This window comes from Niabella hirudinis (assembly GCF_051201075.1).
In the GTDB taxonomy this organism is placed as follows: domain Bacteria; phylum Bacteroidota; class Bacteroidia; order Chitinophagales; family Chitinophagaceae; genus Niabella; species Niabella hirudinis.
The window spans coordinates 102,002-118,006 of the sequence record NZ_JBPEHJ010000006.1; the positions used below are offsets into that span (position 1 = coordinate 102,002).

Sequence of the window (16,005 nt, forward strand, 5' to 3'; positions counted from 1 at the left end):
AATGTGTTTATAAACTTTCTCCATGTTGCGACCGGTCCAGCCCCTCCAGTTCTTCATCCTCACTGGCACGCAGCGGAGTGATGAGGTCGGTTATTTTCAGTAGTATAAAAGACATCACCAATACGAAAACAATTACGCCCAGCAACACCAGCACATGAGTGGTAAACAATTTTGTTTCACCAAAAAACAGTCCGTTTCCGGTAGTGTTTGCCGGGTTGATGGCCTTATTGGCAAAAACACCGGTCAGCAGCATGCCCACCATTCCGCCCACGCCATGACAGGGAAATACATCCAGTGTATCATCAAGGGAGGTTTTGGTTCTCCACTCTACCATCAGGTTGCTGATGATTGCCGCTACCACGCCTATCACCAGGGCATGGGGAAGACTAACGAACCCGGCTGCCGGCGTAATGGCCACCAGTCCTACAACAGCGCCGATACTGGTACCCATTGCGGAAGGTTTTTTACCCCTGAGGGCGTCAAAAATAATCCAGGAAAATGCAGCCGCGCCGGAAGCCACTGCTGTTGTAGCCAGGGCCGATGCAGCCAGGGCATTGGCCCCCATCGCAGATCCGCCATTAAAACCAAACCAGCCAAACCAAAGCAGCCCGGTACCCAATAACACATACGTAATACGCGCGGGTTTATTCTCTCCCGTGTCCGTTCGCTTTTTAAGGTAAATGGCACCCGCCAAAGCTGCCAGCCCGGCGCTCATGTGCACCACCGTTCCTCCGGCAAAATCAAGCACGCCCATTTTAAACAGGATGCCATCCGGATGCCAGGTTGCGTGCGCCAGCGGGCAATAGATAAATATGATAAACAGGCAGATAAATAAAATATAAGAAGTAAAACGGATACGCTCGGAAAAAGCTCCCGTAACCAGCGCCGGGGTAATAATGGCAAATTTTAACTGGAAAAAAGCAAATACCGCCAGCGGCACGGTGGGCGCCAATGACCAGGGTTTGCCCTCCAGCACTCCATTCATGAGGAAAAAGGTTCCGGGGTTGCCAACTACACCACCAACCGAATCCCCAAAGGCCAGGCTAAATCCAAAAACCACCCAAATCATGGACACAATGGCCATACAAATATAGCTTTGGAGCATGGTGGAGATCACGTTTTTCTTTTTAACCATACCGCCATAAAAGAACGCCAGTCCGGGCGTCATAATCAAAACCAGGGCGGCTGATGTCAGCATCCAGGCCGTGTCGCCTGAGTTGATTTCAGGAAATTGCTTTAACGCAGTTGGGTTGTGTCCAAACACAAGACTTAAGATCACCACCAGGATCAAAAGAACAAAGGGAATAATAGCCAGTTTTCGGGTCATTGACATATTGTATATATTTTACATTTATAATTATTAGTAAACAGAGATCAATTAATATATATTTCTTACATTATTTACTCAAAAATACGATTAGAAATAAAAAAACAACAATAAATCAAATAAATATTTTACATATTATTTTTTATAATATAATTTATGTGGCATTTCAGCTGGTTTTTAGTGAGCCGACACCTTTTTCATACATATTTAAAATTATTATACTATTTAAAATTCCGGGCCTGTAAATCGGCATGCCGGCTGTTTAAGCGGCAAGAAAAAGTGGGTGTCCCAAAAGCTGCTTTATAATGTGTTGACATTCTGAAGATGTCATTCCGGGCTTGACCCGGAATCTATTCTTGTTTCAGCATCTATTGACAATCAAATCTCATGTCCGGTGCTGAAATAAATTCAGCACGACAATGACGACTTTTGAGACGCCTGCTTCTATTATTTTTAAAGGGATTATTTTTCAGCTCCTGCCGGGATATACTTTTAGCGCCTCTTCAAGACAATCCATTGCGGCATTGATGGCCGTTGTATTGATTACATAAGCCAGTCGTACTTCATTGAGCCCCAATCCCGGGGTTGCATAAAACCCCGTTGCCGGGGCCAGCATCAGAGTCTGGTTTTTATATGCAAACGATTCCAGCAGCCATTGGCAAAACCGGTCGCAATCATCAATAGGCAGCCGCGCCATTGCATAAAAAGCGCCTCCTGGGTTGGGGCAAAACACCCCATCCATGGCATTTAACCGCTGCACCAGCAGGTTGCGCCGGCGGCGGTACTCATCACGGGTACCATCAAAATAATTTGCAGGAAGATCCACAGCGGCCTCCCCCAACACCTGGGCCAGGCCCGGCGGGCTCAACCGTGCCTGTCCAAATTTGAGCGCCGTTTGGTAAACCGCTTTATTGCGGGTAACCAATGCCCCAATCCGGGCGCCACAGGCACTATACCGTTTACTGATTGTGTCCATCACAACCACATTTTGCTCCAGGCCCGGCAATTGCAGCGGGCTCAGGTATTCGCTATCATCCTCATACCGGAACTCCCGGTAGGCTTCATCAGAAAAAAGGAACAGGTCGTGTTTTTTACAAATGGCGCCCAGCGCCGTTACCTCCTCATTGCTATACAAATAGCCGGTAGGGTTATTGGGGTTGCAAATCAGGATGGCCCGGGTCCGTTCTGTAATAACCTGCTCAAAGTCCGCTATCGGCGGTAAGGCAAAACCGGTATCAATACCGGAAGGTATGGGCACCACTTTTATACCCGCCTCACAGGCAAATCCATTATAATTGGCATAAAAAGGCTCGGGCACAATGACTTCATCGCCCGGGTTTAGGCAGGCCCAGAAAGCGAAGAGCAGGGCCTCGCTGCCTCCGGTGGTGATCATGATTTCTTCGTGCGTTACCGCAATCCCGATCCTTTTATAATACTCCACCAACTTACGGCGATAGCTCTCATTGCCCGCACTATGGCTGTACTCCAGCACCCGCATGTGCACATCCCTTACTGCCTGCATAGTGGCTGGCGGTGTTTCTATATCCGGCTGCCCGATATTTAAATGATACACCGTTACCCCCCTGCGCTTGGCAGCCTCCGCGTAAGGCACCAGCTTCCGGATAGGTGAAGCCGGCATTTCCTCTCCTCTTTGAGAAATTTGAATCATACAGAAAAATAAGAGGGCAAAAATAAAAAAATTCCACCTTTACAGATGGAATAAGTTGGGACTATTCAATAAAACTAAAAAACTAAACTCCTAAATGATCTCGCCGGTAAAATATACCGTTTTAGGCTGGGCGCCTTTTATCTTGATTGTTACATCTTTTTTAAAAGTACTGCCTGCAGCAGCGGTTGCATCATAGGCCACTTTTATTTTGCCGACCTTACCGGGCATAACAGGAGCCGATGGTTTTTCTGCCACCGTGCATCCGCATCCCACCAATACACTTTCCACAATTACCGGTTTTTTACTAATATTGGTAAACTCCATAAAAAAAGTAGTACCTTCTTTAAACTTCAATTTTCCTACCTTGTATTCTTCCTTTGCCATTTTGATCATCTTGTCTGCCGATACCGCTTCCTGTGCTTTGGTGGTAACTGCAAAACTCATAAAAAACAAAACCGCTAAAAGGTAAAAATGCTTCATATTCTTATTTTTTTATTGGTAACAACTGTAAAAACAACAAAATTACAGGATAGATGTTCAACAGTTTCCAAAAGTTGCACGTTTCTTTCAAAAATTATTCAGTAATGAGTATATTGTGATATCCCTATTTTTGCCAATATGGAGAATAAGACTTCCAACCTCACTACCCCGGGGGAGATGCTTTCTTTTGATAAATTTAAAGATGGCATTCTGCACGATTACTACATTGCCTGCCTGAGTCGTGAAACCAGTCTTCTGGGCCGGAGAGAGGTATTAACGGGCAAAGCAAAATTCGGCATCTTTGGAGATGGGAAGGAAGTAGCCCAGATTGCAATGGCCAAGTTTTTTAAACCGGGCGACTGGCGCAGTGGTTATTACCGCGACCAAACGTTTATGTTTGCCTTAGGGGTAGGTACCGCTCAGCAGTATTTTGCACAGCTGTATGCAGATCCCAACCCGGATCATGAGCCCTTTAGTGTGGGCCGGCAGATGAACAGTCATTACACCAGCAGGAATGCAGATGCTGAAGGCAACTGGCTGAACCTGACCGAGATCAAAAATACAGCTACTGATATGGCGCCCACTGCCGCGCAAATGCCGCGTTCCTTCGGACTGGCTTATGCATCCAAAAGCTTCCGGGAAGTGCCGGAACTGCATCAGTTCAAAAACCTGTCCAACAATGGAAACGAGGTTTGCTTTTGCACCATTGGCGATGCATCTACCAGCGAAGGGCATTTTTGGGAAACGGTTAACGCCGCAGGAGTTGCACAGGTGCCGTTGGTTATTTTTGTATGGGACGATGGCTACGGGATTTCTGTTCCGCGGGAAATGCAAACGACCAAAGGATCAATTTCCGCAGCATTAAAGGGCTTTGAAAAAGAGGAAGGAACCAATGGCTTTTATATTTCGAAGGTAAAGGGCTGGGATTATATGGGGATGATTGAGGCCTTTGAAGAAGGAGTGAGCCTGGCGCGGGAAACACATACCCCCGTTCTTTTTCATGTAGATGAATTAACGCAGCCGCAGGGCCATAGCACTTCCGGAAGCCATGAGCGGTACAAATCGACCGAACGTCTGGAATGGGAGCGGGAGCGGGACTGCCTTAAAAAAATGAAGGAGTGGATCCTTAAAAACGGGCTGGCCGATGAAGCCACGCTTGAGAAGATCGAAACCGATGCCCGCAATAATGTAAAAGAAGGCCGCGACAATGCCTGGAAAGCCTACCTGGAGCCCATCAAGGAACAGGTAGAACATACCCGCAACCTGCTGAACCAGCTGATTGTTGAGGTACCCGAAAAGAGCGCCGAATTAAAAAAGCTGCTCCCGGACCTGGTAACCAACCGCGAGCCGCTTCGAAAAAATGTGTTGCAAACCCTCTATAAAGCCATTCTTATTTGTGGCAACAAAGCCGGCAGCGTTCATACTTATTACGATGCGCTCTGCAGGGAAAATGCCGCTATTTATAATTCAAATTTATTGAATGAAGGAGCTAAAAGCGCTTTAAAAGTACTACCCGTGGCACCTGTTATAACCGGGGAGTCCCCGCTGATTAATGGTTATGAAATTCTGAACCACTACTTTGACCGGCTTTTTGCCAGCAACCCTAAAGTGCTGGCTTTTGGAGAAGACCTGGGGCAGATCGGAGACGTAAACCAGGGGTTTGCAGGCCTGCAGAAGAAACATGGTGCCGAACGGATATCGGATACCGGCATTCATGAGCTTAGCATTATGGGGCGTGGCATTGGGCTGGCCTTAAGGGGCCTGAGACCTATTGCCGAAATTCAGTACCTCGATTACCTGGTATATGGATTGCAGCCGCTGACAGATGATGTAGCCTCCCTTCAATATCGTACGGGCGGCCAGCAGTTTTGCCCACTTATTATCAGGAGCAGGGGGCACCGGCTGGAGGGCATCTGGCACAGCGGGTCTCCCATGGGAATGATCATCAATTCCCTAAGAGGTATCCATGTTTGCGTGCCCAGGAATATGGTACAGGCGGCAGGTATGTATAATACCTTATTGCAAAGCAATGATCCGGGGCTGGTAGTAGAAAGTCTTAATGGCTACCGGTTGAAAGAACGGTTGCCTGAAAACCTGGAAACCATGACGGTTCCACTGGGCATACCGGAACTATTGCAGGAAGGCTCCGATATTACTATTGTAAGCTACGGCTCTACCCTGCGTATCATCCAGGATGCCCTCAATAAGATTGCTCCACTGGGCATTCATTGTGATCTGCTCGATGTGCAGACCCTGTTGCCTTTTGACATCCATCACCGGATTCTTGACTCGCTCAAAAAAACCAACCGCATTGTATTTATTGATGAAGATGTACCGGGCGGGGCTGCGGCTTTTATGTTTAACAAAGTGATGGAAGAACAGGGTGGCTACCGGTACCTGGATGTAGCGCCGCGTACCATTACCGCTAAGGAGCACCGGCCCGGCTACGGCAGCGATGGAGATTATTTTAGTAAACCGAACGCGGAAGAAATTGCAGCCGTACTCATCGACATGATGCGGGAGTAGTTTTCTGCTCAAAGTTCAAGGTTTAACGTTCAATGCTAATATGAAAATGTGGAAATGTGAAAATGTGAGGATGTGAGGATGTGAGGATGTGCTGATTTGAAAATTTGAAAATGGGGGTTTCGTTTGTTAACGCAGTCATCGTACCTTAGAAGGTTCATCAGACATCAGACATCAGACATCAGACATCAGACATCAGACATCAGACATCAGACATCAGACATCAGACATCAGACATCAGACATCAGACATCAGAAAATGGAACCATTAAAAAGATATTGTTTGGCCCTGGATCTAAAAAACGACCCGGCCCTAATTGCCGAATACGAAGCATATCATCTGGCGGTATGGCCGGAGATCCGGCAAAGCATCCTCGACTCCGGCATCCGGTGTATGGAAATTTTCAGAGTTGAAAACCGCCTGTTCATGATTATGGAAACAGCACCGGAATTTTCCTTTGAGAAAAAACAAGCCGCCGATGCCCAAAACGCCCGGGTACAGGAATGGGAAACGCTCATGTGGAATTACCAGCAGGCATTGCCTACTGCAAAGCCGGGCGAAAAATGGGTGCTGATGCAGTCGATCTTCAGGATCTGACGGGGTATTGTACGCAGGATTTTAACAACCGGCACCAAACCTTTCACCACAACAAGCCGTCTATCCTCAAAATTTGGCATTTCAATTGCATAAAGCATAAAAACAATGATTATGAAAAGAATTTCGCAATTCGCCCTGCTTCTGATAACCGTTTCCGTTATAAGCGCCGCCTGCTCCAATAGTAAAAAAAGTGCATCCTCCACGGTTCCCCGGCAGGATTTTAAAGGGACCTGGGTCGTAACCGGCGTCAGCATAGAAGGCACTAATACCAAAAATCTTAAGGTGGAGGCTTTTGACGATGTGGCTCTCGGATGTTTTGAGGGCAGTGTTTGGGTCTTCCCAAATAACGGCTATGGAAGCTATACCATCAACGGACAAGGCTGTTCGGCAGGAGCGCGCGAAATCCTGTGGTCTACCCGGAACTCCAACGGAACTACACACCTTAATTTTAAGCGGGTAGACGGGTTAAAAAAGAACCAGTCTAAAAATGTGGCCGAAGGATATTCGCTGGAAGTCACTTCAGCAGGAAAGGATCAGTTCATAGCGCAATCGCCTATATCCTTTGAAGGAAGAACTATTTATATCGTTTACAATTTCGAAAAAAAATAACCATTAACCATCCAAATAACAAAGGCCGTTTCTTCGCCGGAACGGCTTTTTTATGTATGTTTTAACCTTCCGCCTCCTGTCAAACAGCCTTTGTTGCTGATTTTTCAAAAAGTATTGGTATAAATCTGTTGCGGGGCGGTTACTGGCATGTAGCTTGTAAGGATTATAACATGCCCAAAAAACAGAAACCACAAGAATGGGTCCCGTGGGAGTTAAGAAGAACCAATCCCGATATTTTTTATTTTAAAGAAGACCTACGGATCCCCAGCAGCCTGCTCCCCCTGTTGGTGTACCGGGGCTTTTTTGATAAAGAATATGGCTCCTGTGAGGGTTGGCTAACGAAGAAGTTCCGCTCCAACAAATGGTTTCCGGCTCCTGCCCTACAGGCGCATGATTTTACCCATTATTATGCAAACACGCATATTGTCCTGGGCATTTGTGCCGGAGAAGCTAAATGGCAACTGGGCGGAAGGCTCGGCATTAGCACGATCCTTGAAAAAGGCGATGTAATGGTGATTCCCGCAGGGGTAGCGCTCCGGTGTATTGAATCGGACGCAGATTTTAAGATGGTGGGCGCCTGCTCTGTAAATGTGGTTCCGGAGCTCCGGGGTAACAAACCAGGCAATCCCAACCAGGCGGATCCTATCATTGCCAACATTGCCATCCCTGATAACGACCCCATCCTTGGCCCCGGAGAAGGGCTGCTTACCATCTGGCAGCCGGCAGAGACCTACCTCCGGTAAAACAGGCAAAACGTTGGACGGCCGTTAAAAAACAGAGGTGCATAACATTTTTTGTATCCCCTTTTTAACGCAAAGACGCCATGGATCCGCAACGATCGCAATGGATCGTCAGAACCGCTCTAAATACTTTCCCATTTCGGCCTGGTACTGGCCTGCTGCTGTTGCTGCTGCTACTGCAAAGTCTTCCCCGCCCGAAGCATAAATAATGGCCCTGCTGGCATTCACCAGCAATCCGCAGTCCTGGTTCATGGCCTTTTCAGAAACTTCCTCAAGGCTTCCTCCCTGGGCGCCCACACCGGGCACCAGCAGGAAATGATCCGGTACCAGCTCCCGGATGCGGATAAACGCATCGGCCTGCGTGGCTCCCACCACAAACATGAGGTTTTTATCGGTGCCCCATCCCGATACGGTTTTTAATACCCGCTCATACAAAAGGCCTTCGCCGCTGGGCTGCAGCTCAAAATCCTGTGCTCCTTTATTGGAGGTGAGCCCCAGCACAATGGCCCACTTTCCTTCATACTCCAGGAAGGGTCTTACACTGTCTTCCCCCATATAAGGCGCCACCGTAACGGCATCAAAGGGCAGTGTTTCAAAAAAGGCACGGGCGTACTGGGTGCTGGTATTGCCAATATCGCCCCGTTTGGCATCGGCAATTTTAAAATGATCATCCCCAATATAATGAACGGTTTTCTCCATCAGCTCCCAGCCCTTTGCTCCCAGCGCCTCATAAAAAGCGGTATTGATCTTATAGGAAACACAGGCAGCGCGGGTAGCATCAATAATAGCTTTATTAAAATGGAATATGGCATCAGTATCTCCGGATAAATGTGCCGGCAATTTTGCGGGGTCGGTATCCAATCCCACACACAAATAAGATCCTTTCCGGCGGATCAACGCCACTAATTTTTCCCGGGTCATTGCTATATAGTTTATTAAATTTATAATGGCACCGTTGCACGAAACAACAGTGATGGTGCGCCTGCCCGTACTTTCACCTCCATGCCCGGAAAAGCTACCGCCGCAATGGAGCCGGCTTTCAGCACCGCAAGGTTATCGCCGGAACTAAGCGCCACTTCCCCCTCTGTAAGTAAAAAAAGTTCTGCCGTGGCGGGCTGCAATAAGGCTTCATCGCCCGCATTCAGTTCATAGGAATGCAGTTCAAAATCCGTAACCGGCGCCGGGTACCGTTTTGCTTTCCTGTTGCCTCCGGCCGGAATGATCTGCGGATGCGTGGCTTCGCATTTTGTATGTTTCAGCAACTCCGCCGTATCAATATGCTTGGAGGTTAACCCGCCGCGCAGCACATTATCGGAGCTGGCCATGATCTCCACGTTGTATCCTTCCAGGTAAGCATGCGGCACCCCGGCATCCTGAAAAATGGCTTCCCCTGTTTTAAGGTGAACGATATTAAAAAAATAGATCGAAAAAATTCCCCGGTCAATGGACCCCGGCTGAACAAAAGTCTGAGCCGCCCGCGCCGCCCAAAAATCCTCCGAAGCCTTGTCCAGTTTCTCCTGTTGATACAGGGGAATGATCCGGTTAATCAACGGCTGCAGCAGTATATTTACCTCCTCCTGCGGCAATTCCATGGCCCTTTTATACAGGCCTTTATACCCTTCACTTTTAAACACCGGTATAAAAGAATGCAGCTCCGGAACAGCTTCCAGCGTTTGCAGCAATTGCGTTTCCGGCTTAAAGCCATGCAACAGGTAAAAACCGCTCAACGCCACCATCAGCTCGGGCTTATGATTGGCGTCTTTGTAGTTGCGGCCGGGAGCATTCAGAGGAATACCCCGGCTGTTTTCTGCCTCAAAACCGAGCACAGCCCCAGCCCTGGAAGGATGCACCTGTATGGAAAGCATATCCTTTACATCCAGCACTTTTAATAAATATGGCATCTGGCCAAATGCGGCATTTACAGCCGCTCCCAGCAATGCTTCGGGCGATGATTGGATATAGTCGCGCAGTAACAGCTCCCTGCCATCGTCCATTACCAATATACAGTGAGCGCCCGGATGCACGCCCAGCCAGTATTCGGCAAAGGGTTTCATCTGCGGGTTTTCTACCTGGAGCAGGGAGGGTATCAACGACACACCACCCCAGTCGTAATGCTTGACAGCTCCTTTTAGTAATGCCAGTTTCTGCATATCAAAAATTAGATTAACTTGGGGGTAAAGATAACTGAATGGCTACACATAATCAATTGGGAAAACACGGTGAACAGCTTGCTGCCGTTTACCTGGCGCAGAAGGATTATACGATCCTGTTTCAGAACTGGCGGTATTCCTATTACGAAATTGATATTATTGCTACCAAAAACAGCAAATTGCATTTTGTGGAAGTAAAAACCCGGAGCGGCGCCCAGTTTGGCTACCCGGAGGAAAGCGTCACCAAAAAAAAATTCCGGTATTTACAGCAGGCTGCTGATGAGTTTCTGCATCAGCACCCGGGGCATTACCGCATCCAGTATGATATCTTATCCATTACCATTGAAACAGGCCAGCCTCCTGAATATTTTTTGATTGAAGATGTGTTTTTGTGAGAGATGAGACGTGAGAAATGAGATGTGAAATGTGAAATGCGAGACACTGAAAATCCAATTCTGATTTTAAATGCCGGATGCTTTTGCAGTTTGATAACTGAAAACTGACGTTAACATCTCCCGAATTTCTCAAATCTGAAATCTCAGATCTCACATCTAAAAACCGACGACCTGCTACTCTGCAAAAATCTCGTTAGCACCGAACATGAAACATGAAACCTTAAGCTGAAACACTTCTGTCTCAGGTCTGATATCTCAAGTCTCATTTTTAATTTGTAAATTAGCGATCTGCATTTATTTTATAACGATCTTAAACGACAAGAATGAAACGAAATTCCCTTGCATTAAGTGCCATTACCCTGGCTGTGCTGCTGGCTTCCTGTGGTGGCAGCTCCGAAGGCACCACCGAAACCGCTTCCTCCTCTTTTTGTACCGATTCTGCCTGTATTAAAGAGCCCCTGCGTTTGGGCAGCCCTACGCCAGACAAACCATCTGTTACCGTAAGTTTTAAAGATTGCCAGATCGATTCGATCCTTTTCGACAATGGAAAAGCAGGCAATGCAAAAATCGGGTTTACCGAATTCTTCCAGGGCCGCAAAATCAAACCCGGAAAAGCACTTTTTGGTTATGAATTTGCTGAGGGCCAGGCTGCATGGCTCAAATTCAACGACTGCGGTACCGGCCGCGGCTATCTTATAAAAGTACCCGTGGGCAAAGGCATCAGCCCCATGAAATACTTTAGCGCGGTAAACAGCTTTGATCCAAAGTTCAAAGTAGCAGAGGGCCTGGTTTCTTATTATGACAATACCTTCCTTTATGTGCAAGATGTTCAAACAGGAAAAGAGGCAAAGACCTTGCTTACCGATACTGGCGTGAAGGGTGTAGACCACGACAATGTACACTCCTTCATAGATTCAGTAAACATCAGCAAGGATCATCTTTACGCTAAGATCCGGTATGAAGATAAAGACATCATTCATGATGTGCCCCTCACCTTTAAATAATCAGAACCCTGGTTAAAAAAGTCATTGCAATAACCGGGAACAATTAATAGCCTGGAAGACGATATGTGGCAATGGAAATGTAAAATATGAAATATCCGATAAGAAATGCAGAAATGAGTCTGGTTAAAACCGACAGGTTCCTTTTCATAAACAGTGCTCCTTTTTCATTTTACATTCTTCATTTCATATTTTACATTTGTTAATTTATGTGGGACTCCTATAAAAAAGGTTTTCAGGCTTATTTAAAACTGGAGAAATCGCTTTCGGGCAATTCTACAGAAGCCTATCTGCGGGATGTGGACAAACTTACGGAGTACCTGCAACTTCAGTCGTTGGCCCTGGCGCCGGCCGATATTACGCTGAAACACCTGCAGTCCTTTATCGGCTGGATAGCGGAACTGGGGATGCAACCTGCTTCACAGGCCCGGATCATTTCCGGTATCCGTGCTTTTTACCGCTATTGCCTGCTGGAAAATATTGTTCAGCAAGACCCCGCGCTCCTGCTGGAAGCTCCCAAAACGCGGCGCAACCTCCCGGATGTGCTGAGCTTTGAAGAAATAGAAAGCATCGTTGCGACCATTGATCTCAGCAAGCCTGAAGGCACGCGTAACAAAGCGATTCTTGAAACGATGTATAGCTGCGGCCTGCGGGTAAGTGAAGTAGTGCAATTGCGTATTTCGCAGCTTTATATGGATGTGGGTTATATACGGGTGATTGGCAAAGGAGATAAGGAGCGGTTGGTTCCCATTGGCGATGCGGCCACCAAATACATAAAGATCTACCTGCAGGAGATCCGGCGGTATATGGCCGTAAAACCCGGCAGTGAGGACATCCTGTTCTTAAACAAACGGGGGGCAAAGCTTAGCCGGGTAATGATCTTCCTGATCATCAAAGATCTGGCGGCAAAAGCCCGGATCACAAAAACCATTTCTCCGCATACCTTTCGTCATTCCTTTGCCACCCACCTGGTAGAAGGAGGCGCCAACCTGCGTGCCGTACAGGAAATGCTGGGGCACGAAAGCATTACCACTACTGAAATTTATACCCACCTGGACCGGGAGTTTCTTCGAAAAACGCTGCATCAGTTTCACCCGCTTTTCAACAAAAACAACTAAATGTTGTTAGGTTGCGGGAGCACAGGCTCCACTCATAATATTACATTATTTTTACAGGTATCAAAAACAAGTAACAATGAAACGTATCTTCTTTTCGCTCCTTCTTGCAGGCACCATCTCCATTACCCAGGCACAGGTAAAAGCACCGGTTCCCAGCCCGGCGCAAACCATTAAACAGGATTTCGGATTGGGCACACTCGAATGGTCTTACAGTCGCCCCAGCCTCAAAGGCCGGAAATTATACACCGATCTTGCTCCTGCCGGAAAGCTCTGGCGCACAGGCGCCAATAGCGCCACCACGCTCACCGTAAGCGATGAGGTGATCATTGGCGGCAAAACGATCCCTGCCGGAAAATATGGGCTGCTGACCATTCCGGGGCCAAAATCATGGACAGTGATCCTCACCAAACAGACAGATGTAACCAGCGACCCAACGGCCTACAAAGAAGCTGATGACGTGGTAAGAGTTCAGGCAGTTCCCGTAACTGTAAAAAACAGCACCGAGACGTTTACCATCCAGCTGGCCAATATTACGCCAACCACGGGTGAGCTGCAATTATCCTGGGGTAATATAGTGGTTCCCGTGCCTATTAAAACCATTATTGATGCCCGGATCATGGCATCCATTGATGCATCGATAAAATCTGAAAAACCGGCGTATTTCCAGGCAGCAACTTATTACCTGGAAAATAATAAAGACCTTGACAAAGCCATTGAATGGTTTGCTAAAGCTGTTGAAACGCAGCCTAAAGCCTACTGGATCCAATACCAATATGCCCGGGCGCTTGCAAAAGCCGGACGGAAAAAAGAAGCAAAAGCAGCGGCGGAAAAATCAATGCTGCTGGCAAAAGAAAACCACAACGATGATTATGTGCGCAATAATCAAAAGCTGATTGCCGAGTTGTAGCCATTAGATGGAGTCGTCTCAAAAGTGTTTTTACCGGAAAGCCGGAAAGTCTTTGGTTGCTTAAATACAAGTCTTTCCAGCTAATAAATCAGGTTTTGGCTTTTGAGACAACTTCATTTTTAATATAGTAAGGTATACAACGATTTCCCGGCGGGGCTCCGGTACATGATTACATAGAGGTTTCCCGGCGGAGCTCCGATAGATGATTACACAGAGGTTTCCCGGCGGAGCTCGAAACGGAGATTTGGGAAAGGGTTCCCGGCGGGGCTCCGGTACACGATTACATAGAGGTTTCCCGGCGGAGCTCGAAACGACCGATCAGGGATTATTGATCTTGTAATCCTTTGGAGGTACGGCTCCCAGCAGATGTTCCACAAAATAATCCCATCGCCGCCGCATCATATAGTAGCTATCTGCTCCATAACCATGCCGGGCATTGGGTATTACCAGCAGATCAAAGGTTTTATTGGCCCTGATCAACGCATCCGCCACCAGGTAGGTATTATAAGGCGGCACGTTATCGTCCATGCCCCCGGTTACCAGCAACAGTTTCCCCTGCAGGTTCCCGGCATACAAAGGGGCTGCCTGTTTTTCATAATTATCGCCTTCCAGCAGACCAATATACCGCTCTCCCCAGTCATCCTCATAATTCCGGTTATCATGATTGCCCGATTCGGCAATGCCCACTTTGAAAAATTCGGGATATTTAAACATGGCCGAAGCCGTTGCAAAACCGCCGCCGGAATGCCCCCAGATACCTACGCGATCCAGATCCATAAATCCGTTTTTTGCCGCCAGCTGCCGCACCCCTGCTATCTGATCCGGTAATGTATTTTCTCCCATGTGTCCGTAGCAGACATCATGAAACGCTTTGGAACGGTTGGGATTACAGCTGCCCTCGAGGCGCACCACAATAAATCCCAGTTCAGCCAGCGCCTGAAAGTCCCCGGCGGCAACATTAAACGACCAGTTTCCAACGCTGCCGCCCTGTGGTCCCGGGTAGATATACACCACTACGGGATATTTCTTTGAGGGATCCAGGTGCTGAGGCTTATATAACAATCCATAGAGATCAAACTGCTGATTAGCTGATTTTACGCTGAATATTTCAGGAGCCTGCCAGCCCGCGTCTTTCAATTTAGAAAGCGCTACACCCTCCAGCTCGCGAATGGTTTTTCCGGAAAGATCTTTCAGTTTGGTAACCGGGGGCATAACGGGGGTCGAAAATCGATCAATAAAATAACGCGCTCCGGGCGCCAGGGTTAGGGAATGATTTCCGGGCTCGGGCGTAAGAGATACAAGCCGCTTTCCATCAAAACCGGTGGTATAAAAATGACTGAAATAGGGGTTTTCTCCCGGCTCCCTTCCTTTTGCTTCAAAAAGAATCTGCCGCTTTTTTGCATCGACCCGCAGCATTTTAGTAACCACAAAATTGCCCCGGGTGATCTGCTGTTTTACGTTGCCGGTAGCCAGGTCGTACAGGTAAAGGTGGCCCCACCCGCTTCGTTCCGAGTACCAGATGGCTTCATTGGTTTCCGGCAAAAATTTCCAGTTAGCCATACCCTGGCCCGATTCATATTGCGTGGGTACTTTTTCCTCAAACAGGGTACGGATTTCTCCGGTGCTGGTATTGGCTACGCGGAACTGTACAATTTTATGGTCCCTGCTTACAGACACAAAAGCCAGCTGTTTACCATCTGCACTCCAATCATTATCACCAAAACTGCCATCGCAGGCGATATCATCACAAAGCGTACCCCGGCGGTCATCGGGGGCCATCTTAAAGCGGATCATTGCGGTTGTTTCCACATCCAGCACCAGCCGGTGTATTTTTATAATGGCGCTATCGCCGGGTAGCGGATACTTCCACTGCTCCAGCTCCGGTGCGCCTACTTTTGTGCGCACGAGGTACATATCTTTTACATGACGCTGATCCTGCTGAAATGTGGCTATTTTTTTACTATCCGGTGACCAAAGTACAATGGGCCGGTTTGAATGCGTCCATCCGGCATTATCAGTAGCATACCCAAAATCCTTTACGCCATCGGTAGTCAACGGCCGCTCCTTTCCGGTAGCGATTTCTTTTATCCAAAGATTCCAGTCTTTAATATAAACCATCTTTTTACCATCCGGCGAAAGCACTCCCGGCGCGCCGGATATCTTAACAGGCGCCGGCCTGACAACAGCCGGTGATTGCTCCGTTACGGTTTGCCCCCCTTTTTTTACAGAAGGGTCAATAACAATGTACTGCCCGGTTGCCGGAAGGCGGTACCACAACCTGCCATCGGGCAACCATTGCGGGTTAATGGATTGACTGCTGTAGGCTTTAGCGGCCTTACCTCCACTCATTACGCTTACGGCCCGGTCATAATCCGCCCGGGTTCGTATATTTTTTTGCTGTGCGGCCAACCCGAGCATCATTTGAACAAAACCCACCAGCAAGAGACCTTTCTTCATAAACAATACAATTAAATCTGCCTGAAAAATTT

14 protein-coding genes are annotated in these 16,005 nt (G+C 47.7%); 8 read left to right on the forward strand and 6 right to left on the reverse strand.

Annotated elements, in window-relative coordinates:
- Positions 1-7: 7 nt before the first annotated feature.
- The 3 genes from GGU45_RS13240 to GGU45_RS13250 form a co-directional block, all read right to left on the reverse strand.
- Entirely contained in the window at positions 8-1,327 is a 1,320-nt protein-coding gene (locus GGU45_RS13240) for an ammonium transporter (protein ID WP_435225432.1), read from the reverse strand.
- A gap of 469 nt (positions 1,328-1,796) precedes the next feature.
- On the reverse strand, positions 1,797-2,996 hold the full coding sequence (locus GGU45_RS13245) for a pyridoxal phosphate-dependent aminotransferase (RefSeq protein ID WP_435225434.1): 1,200 nt from the start codon (positions 2,994-2,996) through the stop codon (positions 1,797-1,799).
- 90 nt (positions 2,997-3,086) lie between these two features.
- Complete coding sequence (locus GGU45_RS13250) at positions 3,087-3,476, reverse strand: DUF1573 domain-containing protein (protein WP_435225436.1); 390 nt, start codon at positions 3,474-3,476, stop codon at positions 3,087-3,089.
- 138 nt (positions 3,477-3,614) lie between these two features.
- On the opposite strand from GGU45_RS13250, the gene GGU45_RS13255 reads away from it, so the two are divergent.
- The 4 genes from GGU45_RS13255 (at position 3,615) to GGU45_RS13270 (ending at position 7,948) form a co-directional block, all read left to right on the forward strand.
- Positions 3,615-6,002: an alpha-ketoacid dehydrogenase subunit alpha/beta gene (locus GGU45_RS13255; protein ID WP_435225438.1), complete on the forward strand. Its 2,388-nt coding sequence runs from the start codon at positions 3,615-3,617 to the stop codon at positions 6,000-6,002.
- A 279-nt stretch (positions 6,003-6,281) separates the two neighbouring features.
- On the forward strand, positions 6,282-6,596 hold the full coding sequence (locus GGU45_RS13260) for an L-rhamnose mutarotase (RefSeq protein WP_435225440.1): 315 nt from the start codon (positions 6,282-6,284) through the stop codon (positions 6,594-6,596).
- A 111-nt stretch (positions 6,597-6,707) separates the two neighbouring features.
- On the forward strand, positions 6,708-7,205 hold the full coding sequence (locus tag GGU45_RS13265) for a hypothetical protein (RefSeq protein WP_435225442.1): 498 nt from the start codon (positions 6,708-6,710) through the stop codon (positions 7,203-7,205).
- Between the two features lie 170 nt (positions 7,206-7,375).
- The gene (locus tag GGU45_RS13270; RefSeq protein ID WP_435225444.1) at positions 7,376-7,948 is read left to right on the forward strand and encodes a cupin domain-containing protein; all 573 of its coding nucleotides are present in this window, start codon (positions 7,376-7,378) and stop codon (positions 7,946-7,948) included.
- Positions 7,949-8,056: 108 nt separating this feature from the next.
- On the opposite strand, the gene pyrF is transcribed toward GGU45_RS13270, so the two are convergent.
- Entirely contained in the window at positions 8,057-8,866 is an 810-nt protein-coding gene (gene pyrF, locus GGU45_RS13275; RefSeq protein ID WP_435225446.1) for an orotidine-5'-phosphate decarboxylase, read from the reverse strand.
- A gap of 20 nt (positions 8,867-8,886) precedes the next feature.
- Positions 8,887-10,095, reverse strand: coding sequence for a mannose-6-phosphate isomerase, class I (manA, locus tag GGU45_RS13280; protein ID WP_435225447.1), 1,209 nt, complete (start codon positions 10,093-10,095; stop codon positions 8,887-8,889).
- 38 nt (positions 10,096-10,133) lie between these two features.
- Here manA and GGU45_RS13285 point away from each other — a divergent pair, with 38 nt between their 5' ends.
- From GGU45_RS13285 to GGU45_RS13300, 4 genes are all read left to right on the forward strand, one after another.
- Positions 10,134-10,490, forward strand: coding sequence for a YraN family protein (locus tag GGU45_RS13285; RefSeq protein WP_435225449.1), 357 nt, complete (start codon positions 10,134-10,136; stop codon positions 10,488-10,490).
- A 323-nt stretch (positions 10,491-10,813) separates the two neighbouring features.
- On the forward strand, positions 10,814-11,494 hold the full coding sequence (locus GGU45_RS13290; RefSeq protein WP_435225450.1) for a hypothetical protein: 681 nt from the start codon (positions 10,814-10,816) through the stop codon (positions 11,492-11,494).
- A 206-nt stretch (positions 11,495-11,700) separates the two neighbouring features.
- On the forward strand, positions 11,701-12,609 hold the full coding sequence (gene xerD, locus GGU45_RS13295) for a site-specific tyrosine recombinase XerD (RefSeq protein WP_435225452.1): 909 nt from the start codon (positions 11,701-11,703) through the stop codon (positions 12,607-12,609).
- A 76-nt stretch (positions 12,610-12,685) separates the two neighbouring features.
- Complete coding sequence (locus GGU45_RS13300) at positions 12,686-13,516, forward strand: DUF2911 domain-containing protein (RefSeq protein ID WP_435225454.1); 831 nt, start codon at positions 12,686-12,688, stop codon at positions 13,514-13,516.
- A 318-nt stretch (positions 13,517-13,834) separates the two neighbouring features.
- Here the strand turns inward: GGU45_RS13300 and GGU45_RS13305 are convergent, their stop codons facing one another.
- A complete protein-coding gene (locus GGU45_RS13305) occupies positions 13,835-15,973 on the reverse strand; it encodes a S9 family peptidase (protein WP_435225455.1) in 2,139 nt (712 codons plus the stop codon).
- Positions 15,974-16,005 lie beyond the last annotated feature (32 nt).

Excerpts from the sequence above, each read along its gene's own strand:
- GGU45_RS13255 (WP_435225438.1), top strand. The coding sequence starts at position 3,615 with ATGGAGAATAAGACTTCCAACCTCACTACCCCGGGGGAGATGCTTTCT.
- GGU45_RS13285 (WP_435225449.1), top strand. The coding sequence starts at position 10,134 with ATGGCTACACATAATCAATTGGGAAAACACGGTGAACAGCTTGCTGCC.
- xerD (WP_435225452.1), top strand. The coding sequence starts at position 11,701 with ATGTGGGACTCCTATAAAAAAGGTTTTCAGGCTTATTTAAAACTGGAG.
- pyrF (WP_435225446.1), bottom strand. The coding sequence starts at position 8,866 with ATGACCCGGGAAAAATTAGTGGCGTTGATCCGCCGGAAAGGATCTTAT.
- GGU45_RS13250 (WP_435225436.1), bottom strand. The coding sequence starts at position 3,476 with ATGAAGCATTTTTACCTTTTAGCGGTTTTGTTTTTTATGAGTTTTGCA.
- GGU45_RS13290 (WP_435225450.1), top strand. The coding sequence starts at position 10,814 with ATGAAACGAAATTCCCTTGCATTAAGTGCCATTACCCTGGCTGTGCTG.
- GGU45_RS13270 (WP_435225444.1), top strand. The coding sequence starts at position 7,376 with ATGCCCAAAAAACAGAAACCACAAGAATGGGTCCCGTGGGAGTTAAGA.
- manA (WP_435225447.1), bottom strand. The coding sequence starts at position 10,095 with ATGCAGAAACTGGCATTACTAAAAGGAGCTGTCAAGCATTACGACTGG.
- GGU45_RS13305 (WP_435225455.1), bottom strand. The coding sequence starts at position 15,973 with ATGAAGAAAGGTCTCTTGCTGGTGGGTTTTGTTCAAATGATGCTCGGG.
- GGU45_RS13240 (WP_435225432.1), bottom strand. The coding sequence starts at position 1,327 with ATGACCCGAAAACTGGCTATTATTCCCTTTGTTCTTTTGATCCTGGTG.
- GGU45_RS13300 (WP_435225454.1), top strand. The coding sequence starts at position 12,686 with ATGAAACGTATCTTCTTTTCGCTCCTTCTTGCAGGCACCATCTCCATT.
- GGU45_RS13245 (WP_435225434.1), bottom strand. The coding sequence starts at position 2,996 with ATGATTCAAATTTCTCAAAGAGGAGAGGAAATGCCGGCTTCACCTATC.
- GGU45_RS13265 (WP_435225442.1), top strand. The coding sequence starts at position 6,708 with ATGAAAAGAATTTCGCAATTCGCCCTGCTTCTGATAACCGTTTCCGTT.